This is a genomic window from Streptomyces sp. NPDC030991 (assembly GCF_055571235.1).
This window is the reverse complement of sequence record NZ_JBVIFR010000026.1, coordinates 1-14,250: the sequence shown is the minus strand read 5'-3', so window position 1 is coordinate 14,250 and position 14,250 is coordinate 1. Positions and strand designations below refer to the sequence as shown.

Here is a 14,250-nt window from a genome sequence, read left to right as displayed (position 1 = left end):
CTGCACCTTCGCCCCGGTAGACAGTCGATGTCGCATGAAGGTTGCATCGCAGCACACGAGTGTGATTTTTGACACTGGTCAGGGTGTGCGAGGCGACCGTTCGATCCGGTTTCTGGAGGAAATGACCACGGGGTCGAGATTCCTGAACCGCTCGGTGTACGAGCCCACCGAGATGCCCTGGACGTTCCGCGCCGCGGCCAGCTGCCGGAACGCCGAGGTCCTGGTCGCCGTGGTGAGGACGCGGATGGCGCTGCGCTGGAGGTCGCCCAGGCGCATCGTGTAGCTGTCGGCGGCGGGATAGTCGCCGCTCAGGGTGACGCTGTACGAGGTGACCGGGCCGCTGGTGTCCGCCGACTCGGCGCGGCGCACGTCCGTGACCGTGATCGCCGCTTTCTGGCCGCGGGTCAGGGCGGTGGAGGCGAGCAGCGTCCGGACGGCACGGTAGGCGTCGTCGACCGAGGTCAACTCCGGGTCGGGGGTGTGGGTCCGGTTGTTGATCTCGTCGATCCTGGTGGTTCCGGAGAGCGGGGTCCTCGACAAGTCGGTGGCGGCGTCGACCGTCGTGGAGACGGTGGTGGCGCCGCCGGCCGCGAGGGTGAGCCCGCCGAGCCGGAAGGCGTAACTGGTCGAACCGGTGCTCCCGACGGTTCTGGTGTGCGCGGGCAGACCGGTGAGATCGATGGTGGGCGGTGTCCTGAGTGTGGCGTCGACGATGTCCGAGGGTTTGCCGCCGGGCTCGATGAGGTCGTTGCCGCTGTACATGGTGGCGGTGGCGCCGTGCGCGCCGCCCCAGTCGCTCATGACGAGGCCCGCGAACCCCCATTCGCCGCGCAGGATGTCGGTGACGAGGTCGTAGTCGCCCGCGGCGTAGGTGCCGTTGAGTCTGTTGTAGGAGGTCATGACGGCCATCGGCTGGGCCGCCTTGACGGCGATCTCGAAGCCCTTGAGTTCGCTCTCGCGCAGACTCCGCTCGCCGACCACGGAGTTGCCGGTGGTCCGGGCGGTCTCCTGGTTGTTGGCGGCCAGGTGCTTGATGGTCACACCGACACCGGGGTTGCTCTGCACGCCGTCGGTGGTGGCGGCGGCGGTGAGGCCGGAGACGAGCGGATCCTCGGAGTAGTACTCGAAGTTGCGGCCGCCCAGCGGGTCGCGGTGGATGTTCATGCCGGGGGCCAGCCAGAGGGAGACGCCGTACCTGTTCATCTCCTTGCCGACGGCGTCGCCGACCCGGCGGACGAGGTCCCGGTCCCAGGTCTGGGCGAGCAGCGTACCGATCGGCCAGGCCGTGGCGTACTGGTACGTGGCCGGGGTGGTGGGGATCTTCTGGGTCAGGCGCAGTCCGGCCGGGCCGTCGGAGAGGGTCATGCTCGGGATGCCCAGGTCCTCGTGGGCGCCGGTGGTGTAGCCGGCGGCTCCGACCGCGGAGCGTGTGCTGCCTCCCGCGTCGGTGCCTTCGACGAGCGTGGCGAGCGTGCTGACGGGGAGTCCGGCGACGAACCGCTCGATCGACGTCCGGCCCTTGGCGACGTCGTAGAGCGTGCTCGCGGGGTCGGTCCTGACGTACGTGGTTCTCTCGCCGGTCTTCGGCGCGTAGGGGGCGCCGGTCCTCTCCCAGTTCTTCTGGTCGCGGTCGAGGTAGACGGTGGTGGAGGAGATCTTCGTGCCGTCCAGCGCGTGATAGGGCGAGGTGGCGTCGACGGTGACGTCCTGCTCGTGGTCCGAGGCTCTCTCGACGGTGTGGAACGCGCGGGCGTCGAGGGTGATGCGCCGGGCGGCGGCGATCTCCCGCTTCTCGGCGGGGTAGGTGTAGAAGTCGGCCGGATCGCTGGACAGTTCACGGCCCGGGCTCTGGTCGTCCAGCTCGTTGTGCACCTGCTCGGTCACGACGTCGTCGGCCAGGTGCAGTGTGGCGGCGACATGTGTGGCGCGGGAGGAGTCGCCGACCCGGACCACGTAGTCGCCCGCGTCGAGGACCCAGGCGGCGCGGGACTCGCTGTAGGACGCCAGGGAGGCGGGGGCGAAGCCGATCGTCACGGTCTGCGAGGCGCCGGGAGGCAGCTCGTCGGTCTTCACGTACCCGGCCAGCTGCTGGTACGCCTTGTCGGCGCCGCTCTGCGGGGCCGACACGTAGACCTGCACGACTTCCCGGCCGCTGCGGCGGCGGCCGGTGTTGGTGACGACGGCGCGGACCGTCACCCGCTTCGCGTCCGCGGTGACCTGCCGGGTCCGGATGGCGAAGTCGGTGTAGGAACGCCCGTACCCGAAGGGGTAGTTGACGGCGCCTGCCGGGTTCTTCCGGTCGAGGGAGCGGTGGAAGGAGTCGAAGTAGCGGTAGCCGACGTAGATGCCCTCGTCGTACTTCTCGGTCGCGGACCCGCCGTCGTTGTCGGCGAACGTCGCGGCGGCCGGGTACGCCGAGTAGCTGGACGCCCAGGTGTCGGTGAGCTTGCCGGAGGGGGTGACGGTCGCGTCCAGTACGTCGGCCAGTGCGTTGCCGCTCTCCTGTCCGGCCTGGCTCATCAGCAGCATCGCGTCCAGCGCCGGGCCCCCCGCCGGGTCCCGCCGCGCGGCGTTGATCTGCCGGTAGAAGCTGGTGTCGATGATGCCGCCGGAGTTGATGACCACGACGACGCGTCGGTAGCCGCGGCCCAGGAGTTCGAGGTTGGCGCGCTCGGTGTCGGCGAGCAGGTAGTCGCCCTTGCCCGCGGAACGGTCCTTGTTCTCACCGGAGTTGCGGGCGAGGACGTAGACGGCGGTGTCGGTCCTCGCGGTCGGCCGGGCGGTGGCGGCGGTGAGCGGCTGCTCCAGGGAGGCGTAGTCGACCCTGCGCCCGAAGGGGCCGGGCGCGGCGCCGTACTTCTTGTCGTAGGCGGCGGTCATGGCCGACCAGTAGGCGTCGCCGGTGGTGACGTGGTGACCGGCGCTCTCCAGGCCCTGGCGGACGCTGACGGTGTAGCGGTTGTCGACGTACCCGGAGCCGGTGCCGCCCTTGACGGTCCGGTAGGCGCCGGCGCCGAACAGGGCGACGGCGTCGGAGGTGGCGATCGGCAGCGCCCCCTCGTGGTTCTCCAGGAGGACCATGCCCTGCGCCGCCGCGTGGCGGGACAGGGCCGCGTTCGCCTGCTCCAGGGGGCGGGGCCGGGGGCCGTCGGCCGCCGGCCCGGCGGGTATCAGCCCGCCGAACACCAGGGTCGCCCCCACTACCGCGGCCCCGACGGCCACGAACACAGGTCCACGCCGGGGGTGTCGCCACAACGCCTTCACCGAGGGCGTCCTCTCCGTCCGCGCCGGCCGGGAGCCGGGCGCACGAGGAGGCTATGAAGCGCTCTTCGGCCCGTCAACGCGCGTCAGCACGAGCGGGTCGGTCTCGGTGATGGCGACCGTGTGCTCGGAGTGGGCGGTGCGCGAACCGTCGGCCGAGCGGATCGTCCAGCCGTCCGGGTCGTAGACGATCTTGTCGGTGCCGGCGGCGAACCAGGGCTCGATCGCGATGGTCAGGCCGGGGCGCAGCTTCCAGCCGCGGCCGGGGCGGCCGTCGTTGGGGATGTGCAGGTCCTCGTGCATGGTGCGGCCGATGCCGTGCCCGCCGAACTCCAGGTTGACCGGGTAGCCGTACTCGGCGGCGACCGCGCCGATGGCCGCCGAGATGTCCCCCAGCCTGTTCCCCGGGCGGGCCACCTCGATCCCGGCGGCCAGGGCGACCTCGGTGGCCTCGATCAGCCGCAGGTCCGCCGCGGACGGCGTGCCGACGATGACAGAGCGGGCCGAGTCCGCGGACCAGCCGTCGATGGTCACCGCCATGTCCATCGTCAGCAGGTCCCCGTCGCGCAGCTTGTAGCTGTGCGGCAGTCCGTGCAGCACCGCGTCGTTGACCGACAGACATACGACGTTACGGAACGGGCCCTTGCCGAACGAGGGCTCGTAGTCCCAGTAGCAGGACTGCGCGCCGCGCTCCTTGATGCGGCGGCGGGCGTGCTGCTCCAGGTCCAGCAGATTGACGCCGACCTGGGCGAGGTCGGCCAGCTCGGCCAACACTTGGCCGACGAACTGCCCCGTCACGCGCATGCGCTCGATGTCTTCGGGTGACTTGTGCTCGATCACTGCGTTCCTCGATTTTCCCGGGGCGACCGACAGGTATATTTATACCAGGCCCCGCCGGTATATCTATACCAGAGAGATGGTTGCTGCCCCACCGCCTGCGGCTCTAGCATGGGCCCATGGTCCGCCACCCGCTCGCCCCCGAACAGATCGAGGCGGGCCGACGCCTCGGGGCCGCGTTGCGCACCGCCCGCGCCGGACGCAGCCCCGCCGAAGTGGCCCTGGCGGCGGAGATCTCACCGGAGACCCTCCGCAAGATCGAGACCGGCCGGCTGCCCACCCCCGCGTTCGGCACCATCGTCCGGCTCAGCGAGGTGCTCGACGTACCGCTGTCCGAACTGGCCCTCGTCTGGCGCACCGACCCCGCCCTGAGCGAGGCTTCCTAGCAGGAGCGGAAGGCTCAGTACAGCCCGCTCAGCCACCAAGACCCCGCAATGTGTTGTACGCCTGCTGGATCAGGTCGTTGCCGCGGCCCGGCGCGCAGCTGGCCAGGGCGACGACCGCCACGCGCCGGTCCGGGTCGAACCCGGCGAAGGCGGTGCAGCCGCGGGTGCCGCCCGAGTGGTGGTAGAGGCGGGAGCCGTCGCCTCGCGGGCGGACGTTCCAGATCAGGGAGAGCTGCCGGGCACCCTGCCGCAGGGCGAGTCGCGGCCGGACGGTGTCGTGGAGCGCGGCGCGCAGGAGTGCAGGGCGGTGCCGCTCCCCCGCCGTGCCCTCGGGGTCGAGCAGCGCTTCGGTGAACGTCAGCAGGTCGCGCACGCTGGAGCGGACGGCGCCGGCCGCCGGCATCCCGGGGATGCTGAACGGCGGGCGGGGGCGGCCGTGCCAGGAGCCGGTGGCGTCGGACGCGGGGTCCCGGGCGCGGGCGCCGCAGTCGGTGTCGTGCAGGCCCAGGGGGTCCAGGACGCGGGCGGCCAGCAAGGAGCCGTAGTCCTGGGCGCCGGCCGCGTCGCACAGGGCATGGCCCAGGACGCCGACGCCGAAGTTCGAGTAGTGCACGCGGGTGCCCGGCCGGGAACGCAGGCGGGTGTGGGCCAGGGCGCGCAGGGTGTCGGCGGTGGTGAAGGCCGCGTAGGGGTTGGTGAACAGGTGTGGGACCGCCGCGCGCAGCAGGCCGGGCGGGAGCCGGGGCAGGCCCGAGGTGTGGGTGGCCAGGTGGGTCAGGCTGATGGCCCCCGCGCCGGGTGGCAGGCGGCTGCCCGGCGGCAGGTGGCGGGAGAGGGGGTCGTGGTGGCCCAGTTCGCCGCGGGCGGCCTGCTCGGCGAGGAGCAGGGCGGTGAACGTCTTGGTGAGGGAGCCGATCTCGAACCGGGTCGCCTCGTCCGCCGGTGCGCCGTCGTGGTGTGCCGTGGTGCCGTGCACGAGGAAGGCGCGCCGTCCGTCGTGGTGCAGGCCGACCGCGACCGCGCCGGCCGCCGGTGCCGCGGAGAGCAGCGCCGGGAGGTACGGCTCCGCCGCGGGCCACGGACGGGTGGGAGCCGGGGCCGGCGATGTCGGCTCGGGCGGCATCAGTGCGGCTGCGGCTCTTCCAGCGCGCGGGTGAGCGCCAGGTTCCCGGCGATGACGGCGACGATGGTGGGGTGCTGGTGGTCGTCGAAGCGCTGGGCGGGGTCGTCGTCGACGGGCTGGGCGTCGCGGGGCAGCATGCCGTCCTCGTGCTGGACCTCGGCCAGCCGCTGCCAGTCCTCGGGGTCGACCCGGGAATCGGGCAGACACATGTCGACGATCATCAGCTCGGCCGTGAGGTCCCAGTGGCCGGCCTCCGACCAGATGTCGGTCCACACCGGGAGCCAGCGGCGCAGGTATGCGGTGAGGTCGGCGGGGACCCCGGTGGGGAGCCGGCCCCAGTCCGTGAGGTGGTAGACGGTGTGGGTGACGGCGTAGGCGGTCAGCCAGTCGATGTGCCAGGGGTCGGGTGTGTGGCCGAGCCAGGTGGCGCGGGTGAGCTCCGCCCAGTCGGGTGCCCCGGCTCCGTGGTCCAGTCCGCTCACGCGCAGGGCGTTGGCGACGCCGAGCCGGCGGTTGGGTACGTGTTCGGAGGCATGTGTGGAGGTCAGGGTGACGGTGTGCGCGAGCAGTTCGTCCAGTTCCTCGTGGCGGAAGCCGCCCCGGTTGAAGTGTGCGTACGTCTCCAGTGGGTCCGTCTTCAAGGGGTAACGCAACAGCCGTTCGTACAGCAGTGCGCCCTCGTTCGCCTGCTCCCAGCAGTAGGCGAGCAGTTCGCGAGCGAGGGTGAGTTCGGTCGTGCCGGCGGCGCCGCCGCGCAGGACCAGCGAGGCGGCCAGGGCCGTTTCGCCCAGTGCCTTGTACGCGCCTGCGTCGGCGTTGAGGTCCGCGCCGGGCAGGTCGGACAGGGATCCGTGGTGGCGGTTGGCGTGCAGCCAGTGCAGCGCCCGGGAGCCGACGGTGTGGGCGAGGTCGGCGGGAGGGTGGCTCATGCGGGCCCCTGGTCGAGCAGTCGTCGGGCGATGGCGGTGTCAAGTACGACGCGTCCGCCTCCGCCGAGCAGAGCGATGTGCTCGGTCAACGGCACGGGGTCCAGGGGCAGTTGTACGTTCTCGGCGTGCAGCCAGGCCAGCCAGCGGTTGATCCGGGCCGCGGTGGGGAAGTCGCGCCGCAGCACAGCGCGCGTGGCACCGCGGGCCAGGCCCGTCGCGGCGGACCGGGCGGCCTGGTGCACCGGCCCGTCCAGGCCGGGCAGGGCGAGCGGGGCCAGCTGTCCCATCAGCACCGACCAGGGCACCCAGCCCTGGCGGGTCCCGTCGGCGTGGACCGTGGCGGGGGTGTGCCGGGGCGCTGTCGGCGCTTCGCACTGCGGGGGCGGCGGTGGCTGGGGCGCCGCCGGCGGCACGAACGCGGGGTCGAGACGGGCGAGGACGGTGACGAGGGACCAGTCCACCCACCCCCGTACCCAGGCCGGCTCCGGGCCCTGGGGCGGTGCGGCGGGGGGTGGCTGGGCCGGCGGGAGCGCGTCGAGCGCGGCGGCGACGGCGGCCGTCTCCTCGGCGGGCGGGGTGCGGCCGGTCAGTACGTAGGGCGCCATGACGTCCGCGCCCAGGAGGCGGACCGCGCCCAGGGCGGCCACCTGCTCCTCCGGCGTCAGAGCCGCGGCGTCCTCCAGGTGGCCCGCGGTGACAGCCGTGTGCCCGGCGCCCCGGAGGGCGTCGAGCACACGACAGGCCAAACGCTCAGCCGACCCGTTGTGGGCGGTGCGTGAGCATTCGCTGATCACCGGCCCTTCGGCTCCTTCGGCTCCTTCGGCGAGAGCAGCAGACCCAGCAGAAGAGCGCCCGCACCGCCGTTCTCCGGCGAGGGGATCGGAGCGTCGGTCACCGGCGCTTCCGAGGGGGCCATCAACTCTTCGATGACGTCCTTGTCGAGCTTGAGGCTCGTGGTCTGGAGGGTGAGCATCATTGGCTCCTCCGCATCGATGTCGGCACTGCAGCAGTGCCCCAACACCTCACAGAAACACCACAAATTGGTACGGAGCAACCGATACGACCCCCGCAGGCGCGGAGATCGCCGCCGCCACCGGGCCGCCGGCCCGGTACGAGCGGGGCGAGGCCGAGCCACCCGGCGTTAGGCCAAACGGGTGAACGGAAGGGGCGGCGGATCCGGGATGCCGGGGAAAGCGCCTGCTCAGCCGGTCATTCGCCCTTCAGCGTCACGTCCTCGTTGCGCACCGCGTGGAAGTACGGCAGCGGCAGGCCGTTGCGCAGACGGAGCTCCATCACGGTCGCCTCGACGTGCACGACACCGGGCTTGACCGGCTCCGCGTGGGTCTCGCCGGAGTTCTGCCAGCGGTGCTCGGCACCGTCGCAGACGGCCGAGGTGCCGCCGATGCCGTACCGCTTCGTCTCGGAGCCCTGCCGGACCGAGGAGGAGACGAAGGCGAGGCCGGTGCTGTGCTGACAGCGGTACGTGCCGGACAGCGTCACGGTGCCGTCGGCGGCGACGCGTCCGGCCGGATCGACGGTGACGTACTCGTTCGGTTCGGTGGCGGACGCCGCCGGGGCGGCGAGCAGGAGCGAGACGACAGCCGTGCCCAGGACGGGGCGAAGCCGAGATGACATGAGAGATGCTCCTTTTTCGGTGTTCGGTCAGAGACCTCCATTCATAACCGGCACCCCGTGCCCGGCCGTCGACCGTCATCCCTTCGGGGGCGAGTCCGCACCGCCCCTGGACGAAATCCCGCGGACGGCCGGTGGGTGCGGGGGGAACTTGCCACCATCCGTCATCCCACAGCCCGTAGGGCTGGTGTGTGCACACGTGGACGGGGTAAAACGGTGCCAGGCACTGTTCGTGATCATCGGGCGGTGTTCTCGATATCCCAGCCCGGCACCCTGTCGGGCACAAGTAAAAGGACAGCAGTATGGCCAGCGGTACCGTGAAGTGGTTCAACTCCGAAAAGGGCTTCGGCTTCATCGAGCAGAGCGGCGGCGGACCCGACGTGTTCGCCCACTACAGCAACATCTCCGGCAACGGCTACCGCGAGCTCGTCGAGGGCGAGACGGTCTCCTTCGACGTCACCCAGGGCCAGAAGGGCCCGCAGGCCGAGAACATCGTCCGCGGCTGAACCAGCACGGCACCGGCACCCGGTGACCCGACCGAGGGCGGGGGCGGCCATCCGGCCGACCCGCCCTTCGTCGTTCCGTCCTTCGTCGTTCCGCCCTTCGTCGTCCCGTTCTTCGTCGTTCCGTCCTTCACCGACCGCCTCCTCGACGCGGCCGCGGTCCTCCTCGTGCGGCGGGAGCCGTACGAGTCCGTCGAGGAGTGGCTGTGGCGCCGGGGCCGCGGGCTGTCCGCGGCCTACGTGGACGAGCTGGAGCGGACCGGCTCCGCGGCCCGGGCACGGGGCCACCTGATCTCCCGGCGGACCGAGCGGAGGGTGCCGCTCGACTCACCGGCCCGCCGTCAGGCCGCGCAACGGCTGGCGTCGGGCGAGCCGGTACTCGCGGCCCTGGCCGCCGCGGCCGGAGTCCAGGACCCGCCGGCCGAGCCGGCCGACGGCCGGGCCGACTTCGCCGACGACGCGACCGGCGCCGCCGTCCTGGCCGCTGTCGGGAGCGCGGTGATGGAGCTGGAGGCGGTACGCCAGCAACGTTCGGTCGAGAACGCCGCGTTCGACAACATCTGGCGCGCCCTGTAACGCGAGCACTCCCGAGGAGCGTATCCCCGCCGACCGGACACTTCTCCACAGTTGAACACGTGTTCCACCGCCCATGTGGGTTTCGGCGGCGGCCCCGCACGCCCTGGGGTGTCTCCCGTATGGTGAGGAAGGATCGCTGCCGCGGTGCTCCGACGTTTCGGTGTGAGCACCTGCGCGGCGTCCACCATGAGTAGGGAGTGAACGGTTGTGACCAGCCAATCAGCCGCCACGCTCCGGTCGCGGTACGTGGAGCAGGCCGCGTCGGATCTGGAAGAGAACCGTCACCGGCAGCGGGAACTGACCGAGAAACTCAAGATGTTGGAGCAGGAGGAGTCCCTCCTGGTCGACATCATCCGCCTCGCCGAACGTTACGAAGGCAGGAAGGACCTGCCCCCGCTCCCCGAGCAGGCGCAGAGCGAGCCCGTCCTCACGGGGACGAAGAAGCGCTCGCGGCCCTCCGCCTCTTCGCCGGCGCGGCGCACGTCCCGGTCCACGGGCAAGCCGTCCCCCGCGACGACCACGACGACCGCGCCGGTCCCGAAGGCCGCCGCGAAGGGCGAGCCGCGCCGGCCCCTCCTCGGGTCGCTGCTGATGGACCTGCTCGCGGCCTATGACGAACCCCGCCTGGCCAAGGAGCTCCGGGAGGAGCTCGTGGGCAAGCACCCGGACCGCTCCCCCACTCCTCAGGTCGTGCGGAACACCCTGGAGTCGCTGGTCGCCAAGGGGAAGATCCGGCGCCACAAGCAGCAGCGGTCGGTGATGTACACCCTCACCGAGCCGGCCCGCGCGACCTCCGCGGCCGACGCCGGCTGAGGCCACACCTTCCCGTCGGCTGCGGGGTCGTACGGCACTCACACGTGTTCGGTCATGGCGGTGTCTCGGTCCTGTGGGTGGGACGGTGACGCACCTCATGGGTGAGGGGTTCCGGGGTGTCGGCCGGTGTGCCGTTCAGCTCACCGGCTCCAGGGGGCGGGGGGCCGGCTCGGGGGTGGTGCGGGCGCGGCGCACACCGCGCGACGGCCACCAGTTGGCTTCGCCGAGCAGCAGCATCAGGGAGGGCAGGACGAGCATCCGGATGACGAAGGCGTCGAGGAGGACGGCGACGGCGAGGCTGAAGCCGATCTGCTTCATCTCGATGAGGTGCAGGGCGGCGAAGCTGGCGAAGACGGTCACCATGACGACGGCGGCGCTGGTGACGACGCCGGCTGAGCTGCCGATGCCCTCGATGACTGCCTTGCGGGTCGGGACACCGCGCAGGGCGGCTTCCCGGATCCGGCTGATCACGAAGACCTGGTAGTCCATCGAGAGGCCGAAGAGGATCACGAAGAGGAACAGGGGGACGCGGGAGCCGATCGATCCGGTCGAGGTGAAGTCCACGACGCTCTCGGCCCAGGTGTGCTGGAAGACCAGGACGAGGATGCCGAGGGAAGCGGCGACGGAGAGCAGGTTGAGGACGATGCCGACCAGGCCGAGGACGATCGAACGGAACGCGTAGACGGTCATGCCGAAGGTGACCAGGAGCAGCGCCCCGATGATGAGCGGCAGCTTCTCTTCCTGGTGGGTCGGGTAGTCGGTGTAGCGGGCGACGTCGCCGGTGACGGCGTGTTCGGCGCCCTGGATCCTGCCGACGGTCTCGGGGACGTAGGTGGTGCGGATGTCCTTGAGGGAGGACTGGGCCTCGTCGCTGCTGACGTGGTGCGGGACCTGGAGCTGGAGCATGGTGACGCGCTTGTCCGGCGAGGTGCGCAGGGTTGAGGCGCCGCTGAGGCGCGGGTCGTCCTCGACGTCGGCGGCGAGGGTGCGCAGCGCCGCGGTGACCTCGGGCGACTGGTCCGCTTCGGCGCGGACGACGACCTGGTGCATGGACTTGAGGTCGGGGTAGGCCGCGTTGAGGCGGTCGTAGACCCGCATGGCCGCGATGGAGCGGGAGTGTGTCTCGCGGCCCATGTCGGTGAGCTTGAGGGAGAGGACGGGGGCGGCGAGGGCGAGCAGCGCGACGACGGTGACCATGAGGGTGGCGGCGGGGTGCTGGACGACGGGGCGCAGCACGGCGGCGGTCAGCCGGCCAGGGCCGTTCCTCTGGGCCCGCTCCTTCTTCGGGGCGAGGCCGCGGGCGACGCGGCGCTCCGCGCGGCGTTCGGCGCGCATGCCCATCTTGGCGAGGAGGGCGGGGAGCACGGTGAGGGAGCTGACGACGGCGACGAGCGTGACGACGATGGCGCCGGTGGCGATGGAGGAGAAGATGACGTCGTCGGCGAGGTAGAGGGTGGCGCTGGAGATCGCGACGGCGAGGCCGGAGAGGACGACGGCGCGGCCGGAGGTGGCGGCGGCGAGTTCGACGACGGCCTGCGGGCTCAGTCCGCCGCCCGCGCGGGCTCGTTCCTCGCGTTCGCGCTTGAGGTAGAAGAGGGTGTAGTCGACGCCGACGGCGAGGCCGATGAGCAGGATGACGTTGGTGCCGACGCCCGCGTCGGGGAAGGCGTGCGAGGCGACCATCGACAGGCCGATGGCCGCGGCGATCGAGGACAGGGCGAGCAGCAGCGGTACGAGGGCCATCGCGACGGAGCTGAAGACCAGCAGCAGGGTGATGAGGGTGACGGGCAGGGCGATGACCTCGGTGCGGGAGAGGTCGTCACCGCGGAGTTTGTCGACGCCCTTGCTGATGGAGGGGGAACCGGTCTCCTCGATACGCAGCCCGGGGTGGGCCTTCTGGACGGCGGCGCTCTGTGCGAGGAGCGGGTCGACGTGCTTCTTGCCCTCCAGTTCGGGGCCGTTCATGGTGACGGTGACCCGCACCGCGGTGCCCGCCGCGTCGCGCACCGGGTCGGCGACGGCGCGTACCTCGGGGAGCTTGTCCATGCGGGTGGCGATGTCGGCGGCGGCCGCGTCGGCGGCCTCGGTGTCGAAGGTGCCGGCGCCGGGTTTCGCGGTGATCAGGATGTGTTCGACGGGGCGCTGCTGGAGCCCGCCCTCGGCGGCGATCGCCTCGCCGCGCCCCGCTTCACCGATGCGGAAGTCCTCGGTGGTCGCCGGGTTGGTGCCGGCGACGATGCCGACGCCGAGGCACAGGGCGACGAAGACGAGCCAGCCGACGATGCCCCGCCAGGGGTTGGCGGCGCTCCAGCGAGCCATGCGTACAGGAAGGTTCTTCATGTGATCCATGCTCTTCGTGGGGTGTGTGGCGCCGACAGCGGCGACCGGTGGAACCTGGGGTCCACCACCTGGTGGACCCCGTGCGGATCGGCTGAGTCCGAGATGTGATGGTGCGTCACGTGCCGTCGCGCGTGGCCGGGTTGCGGCACGTGTGGTCGCGGTTCCCGCCGGGCCGGACATGGCATCAGCGAAACTTGCGCATGATGCCATTTTGGCGCCATAATGACGCCATGGATCTCACGCCGTACATTGACACCCTCCGCCGGGAGCTCGCGGTGGCCGCCGAGGCCGGCGGCGACGACGCCCGCGAGCTGGCCGAGCGGCTCACCGCTCCCCTGGAGTCGGCGACCCGTCTGACCCTGCTCAACGTGATCTCCGCCGCGATGGACGAGATCACCCGGGAACTGGCGCCCGGTTCGGTGGACGTACGGCTGCGCGGTCTCGACCCCGACTTCGTGGTGACCCTGCCCCCCAGTGAGAACGCGGCCGCGCAGCCGGCCCCGTCCTTCGAACCGCTCAAGGCCCCCGTGCCCGCGGAGGGTGACGAGGGCGCCGCCGCCCGGGTCAACCTGCGGCTGCCCGCCCACCTCAAGGCCCGCGCCGAGGAGGCCGCCGGCCGCGAGGGCCTGTCGGTCAACGCCTGGCTGGTGCGCGCCGTGTCGGCCGCGGTCGACGGCGCCGCCGCCCCCCGTACGCCGCTGAAGAGCCAGGCCGTCGGACACAGCCTCACGGGCTGGGTGCGCTGACCCGCGTGCGCCACTCCCACGTGTCCGCGCCGCCCCCCGCGCACTTCACCCAGGTCGCCCAGGTCATCCAGGACTTTTGAGGACGGTTCCGCCATGCCTTCGTTCGACACTCCCCGAGCCATCTCGGTCACCGCCCGCGTGGAGGCCGGCTCCATCCAGTTCACCGCGGGCGACCGCCCCGACACCGTCGTCGAGGTCCGGCCCCGCGACCCCAAGAAGGACCAGGACGTACGGGCCGCCGAGCAGACCGAGGTCACCTACGCCGGTGGCGGCCTGACCATCCGTACGCCCAAGCAGCGCTACTTCGTGGGCCGCACCGGCACGGTCGACGTGAGCGTCGAACTGCCCGCCGGCTCACGGGTGGACATGACGGGCGCCTGGGCCCAGGTGATCGGTGAGGGGCGGCTCGGCGAGGTCAGCGTACGGACCTCGTCCGGCGACGCCCGCTTCGACGTGACCGGCCCGCTGAAGCTGGCCGCGTCGCACGGCTCGATCACCGTGGACCGCGTCGAGGGCGCGGCCGAGATCAGCACCAGCACCGGCAGCCTGCGCGTCGGCCTCGTCGACGGCTCCGCCGTCCTGAAGAACTCGCACGGCAGCACGACCGTCGGCGCCGCCACCGGCGACCTGCGCGTGAGCGGCGCCAACGGCGACATCAGCATCGAGCGCGCCGAGGCCTCGGTCACCGCCACCACCGCCCACGGCACCCTGCGCCTGGCCGACGTGGCCCGCGGCACCGTCCAGCTGGAGACGGCCTACGGTTCGATCGACATCGGCATCCGCGAGGGCACCGCGGCCTGGCTCGACGTCACCTCCGGCTCCGGCCAGGTGCGCAACAGCCTCACCAGCTCGGACGCCCCGGAGAAGACCGAGGACACCGTCCGGGTCCGCGCCCGCACCAAGCACGGCGCCATCGACATCCGCCGCGCCAGGCCCTGAGAGCCTGTCTTTGAACCCCGCGCAGCGACCGAAGCGACCGAAGCCGCCGAAGGGGTACGTCTCAGCCGGCGACGGTCCAGGTGTCGCCGCCGGTGAGGAGGGCGGTGAGGTCGCCTTTGCCGTGTTGTTCGATGGCGGTGTCGAGCTGGTCGGCCATCTGGGTGT

General features: G+C 71.7%; 13 protein-coding genes and 1 pseudogene. 6 read left to right on the top strand and 8 right to left on the bottom strand.

Features of this window, described 5'->3' with window-relative positions:
• Positions 1–78 precede the first annotated feature (78 nt).
• The gene (locus ACZ45E_RS34190; protein WP_468228618.1) at positions 79–3,222 is read right to left on the bottom strand and encodes a glycoside hydrolase family 3 protein; all 3,144 of its coding nucleotides are present in this window, start codon (positions 3,220–3,222) and stop codon (positions 79–81) included.
• A 93-nt stretch (positions 3,223–3,315) separates the two neighbouring features.
• A complete protein-coding gene (map, locus tag ACZ45E_RS34185) occupies positions 3,316–4,101 on the bottom strand; it encodes a type I methionyl aminopeptidase (protein WP_468228615.1) in 786 nt (261 codons plus the stop codon).
• 116 nt (positions 4,102–4,217) lie between these two features.
• Here map and ACZ45E_RS34180 point away from each other — a divergent pair, with 116 nt between their 5' ends.
• Positions 4,218–4,484 carry a helix-turn-helix domain-containing protein gene (locus ACZ45E_RS34180; RefSeq protein WP_468228613.1) on the top strand — a complete coding sequence of 89 codons (267 nt, stop codon included), beginning with the start codon at positions 4,218–4,220 and terminating at the stop codon, positions 4,482–4,484.
• A 28-nt stretch (positions 4,485–4,512) separates the two neighbouring features.
• Here ACZ45E_RS34180 and ACZ45E_RS34175 read toward each other — a convergent pair whose 3' ends face one another.
• From ACZ45E_RS34175 to ACZ45E_RS34155, 5 genes are all read right to left on the bottom strand, one after another.
• On the bottom strand, positions 4,513–5,607 hold the full coding sequence (locus tag ACZ45E_RS34175) for a serine hydrolase domain-containing protein (RefSeq protein ID WP_468228610.1): 1,095 nt from the start codon (positions 5,605–5,607) through the stop codon (positions 4,513–4,515).
• Positions 5,607–6,536: a DUF6895 family protein gene (locus ACZ45E_RS34170; protein ID WP_468228607.1), complete on the bottom strand. Its 930-nt coding sequence runs from the start codon at positions 6,534–6,536 to the stop codon at positions 5,607–5,609. The genes ACZ45E_RS34175 and ACZ45E_RS34170 overlap by 1 nt, the downstream gene beginning before the upstream one ends.
• Positions 6,533–7,282, bottom strand: a complete 750-nt coding sequence (locus tag ACZ45E_RS34165) for a hypothetical protein (RefSeq protein WP_468228604.1) — start codon at positions 7,280–7,282, stop codon at positions 6,533–6,535. The genes ACZ45E_RS34170 and ACZ45E_RS34165 overlap by 4 nt, the downstream gene beginning before the upstream one ends.
• Before the next feature lie 44 nt (positions 7,283–7,326).
• Complete coding sequence (locus ACZ45E_RS34160) at positions 7,327–7,509, bottom strand: hypothetical protein (protein ID WP_468228602.1); 183 nt, start codon at positions 7,507–7,509, stop codon at positions 7,327–7,329.
• A gap of 236 nt (positions 7,510–7,745) precedes the next feature.
• On the bottom strand, positions 7,746–8,171 hold the full coding sequence (locus tag ACZ45E_RS34155; protein ID WP_468228599.1) for a DUF6299 family protein: 426 nt from the start codon (positions 8,169–8,171) through the stop codon (positions 7,746–7,748).
• Positions 8,172–8,470: 299 nt separating this feature from the next.
• On the opposite strand from ACZ45E_RS34155, the gene ACZ45E_RS34150 reads away from it, so the two are divergent.
• The 3 genes and pseudogenes from ACZ45E_RS34150 to ACZ45E_RS34140 all read left to right on the top strand — a co-directional run bounded on the left by ACZ45E_RS34150 (position 8,471) and on the right by ACZ45E_RS34140 (position 10,060).
• Positions 8,471–8,674, top strand: coding sequence for a cold-shock protein (locus ACZ45E_RS34150; RefSeq protein ID WP_468228596.1), 204 nt, complete (start codon positions 8,471–8,473; stop codon positions 8,672–8,674).
• 132 nt (positions 8,675–8,806) lie between these two features.
• A pseudogene (locus ACZ45E_RS34145) lies at positions 8,807–9,247 on the top strand (GPP34 family phosphoprotein); the annotation flags it as partial.
• 207 nt (positions 9,248–9,454) lie between these two features.
• A complete protein-coding gene (locus ACZ45E_RS34140; protein ID WP_468228594.1) occupies positions 9,455–10,060 on the top strand; it encodes a hypothetical protein in 606 nt (201 codons plus the stop codon).
• Between the two features lie 135 nt (positions 10,061–10,195).
• Here the strand turns inward: ACZ45E_RS34140 and ACZ45E_RS34135 are convergent, their stop codons facing one another.
• Positions 10,196–12,400, bottom strand: a complete 2,205-nt coding sequence (locus ACZ45E_RS34135; RefSeq protein ID WP_468228591.1) for an MMPL family transporter — start codon at positions 12,398–12,400, stop codon at positions 10,196–10,198.
• 230 nt (positions 12,401–12,630) lie between these two features.
• Here ACZ45E_RS34135 and ACZ45E_RS34130 point away from each other — a divergent pair, with 230 nt between their 5' ends.
• Positions 12,631–13,146, top strand: coding sequence for a hypothetical protein (locus ACZ45E_RS34130; RefSeq protein WP_468228588.1), 516 nt, complete (start codon positions 12,631–12,633; stop codon positions 13,144–13,146).
• Between the two features lie 93 nt (positions 13,147–13,239).
• A complete protein-coding gene (locus ACZ45E_RS34125) occupies positions 13,240–14,085 on the top strand; it encodes a DUF4097 family beta strand repeat-containing protein (protein ID WP_468228585.1) in 846 nt (281 codons plus the stop codon).
• The last annotated feature ends 165 nt before the right edge of the window (positions 14,086–14,250 follow it).

What these genes read in the sequence shown, in the direction of transcription:
- ACZ45E_RS34135 (WP_468228591.1), bottom strand. Translation starts at nt 12,400, where the DNA reads ATGAAGAACCTTCCTGTACGCATGGCTCGCTGGAGCGCCGCCAACCCC.
- ACZ45E_RS34160 (WP_468228602.1), bottom strand. Translation starts at nt 7,509, where the DNA reads ATGCTCACCCTCCAGACCACGAGCCTCAAGCTCGACAAGGACGTCATC.
- ACZ45E_RS34175 (WP_468228610.1), bottom strand. Translation starts at nt 5,607, where the DNA reads ATGCCGCCCGAGCCGACATCGCCGGCCCCGGCTCCCACCCGTCCGTGG.
- ACZ45E_RS34180 (WP_468228613.1), top strand. Translation starts at nt 4,218, where the DNA reads ATGGTCCGCCACCCGCTCGCCCCCGAACAGATCGAGGCGGGCCGACGC.
- ACZ45E_RS34170 (WP_468228607.1), bottom strand. Translation starts at nt 6,536, where the DNA reads ATGAGCCACCCTCCCGCCGACCTCGCCCACACCGTCGGCTCCCGGGCG.
- ACZ45E_RS34150 (WP_468228596.1), top strand. Translation starts at nt 8,471, where the DNA reads ATGGCCAGCGGTACCGTGAAGTGGTTCAACTCCGAAAAGGGCTTCGGC.
- ACZ45E_RS34125 (WP_468228585.1), top strand. Translation starts at nt 13,240, where the DNA reads ATGCCTTCGTTCGACACTCCCCGAGCCATCTCGGTCACCGCCCGCGTG.
- ACZ45E_RS34155 (WP_468228599.1), bottom strand. Translation starts at nt 8,171, where the DNA reads ATGTCATCTCGGCTTCGCCCCGTCCTGGGCACGGCTGTCGTCTCGCTC.
- ACZ45E_RS34130 (WP_468228588.1), top strand. Translation starts at nt 12,631, where the DNA reads ATGGATCTCACGCCGTACATTGACACCCTCCGCCGGGAGCTCGCGGTG.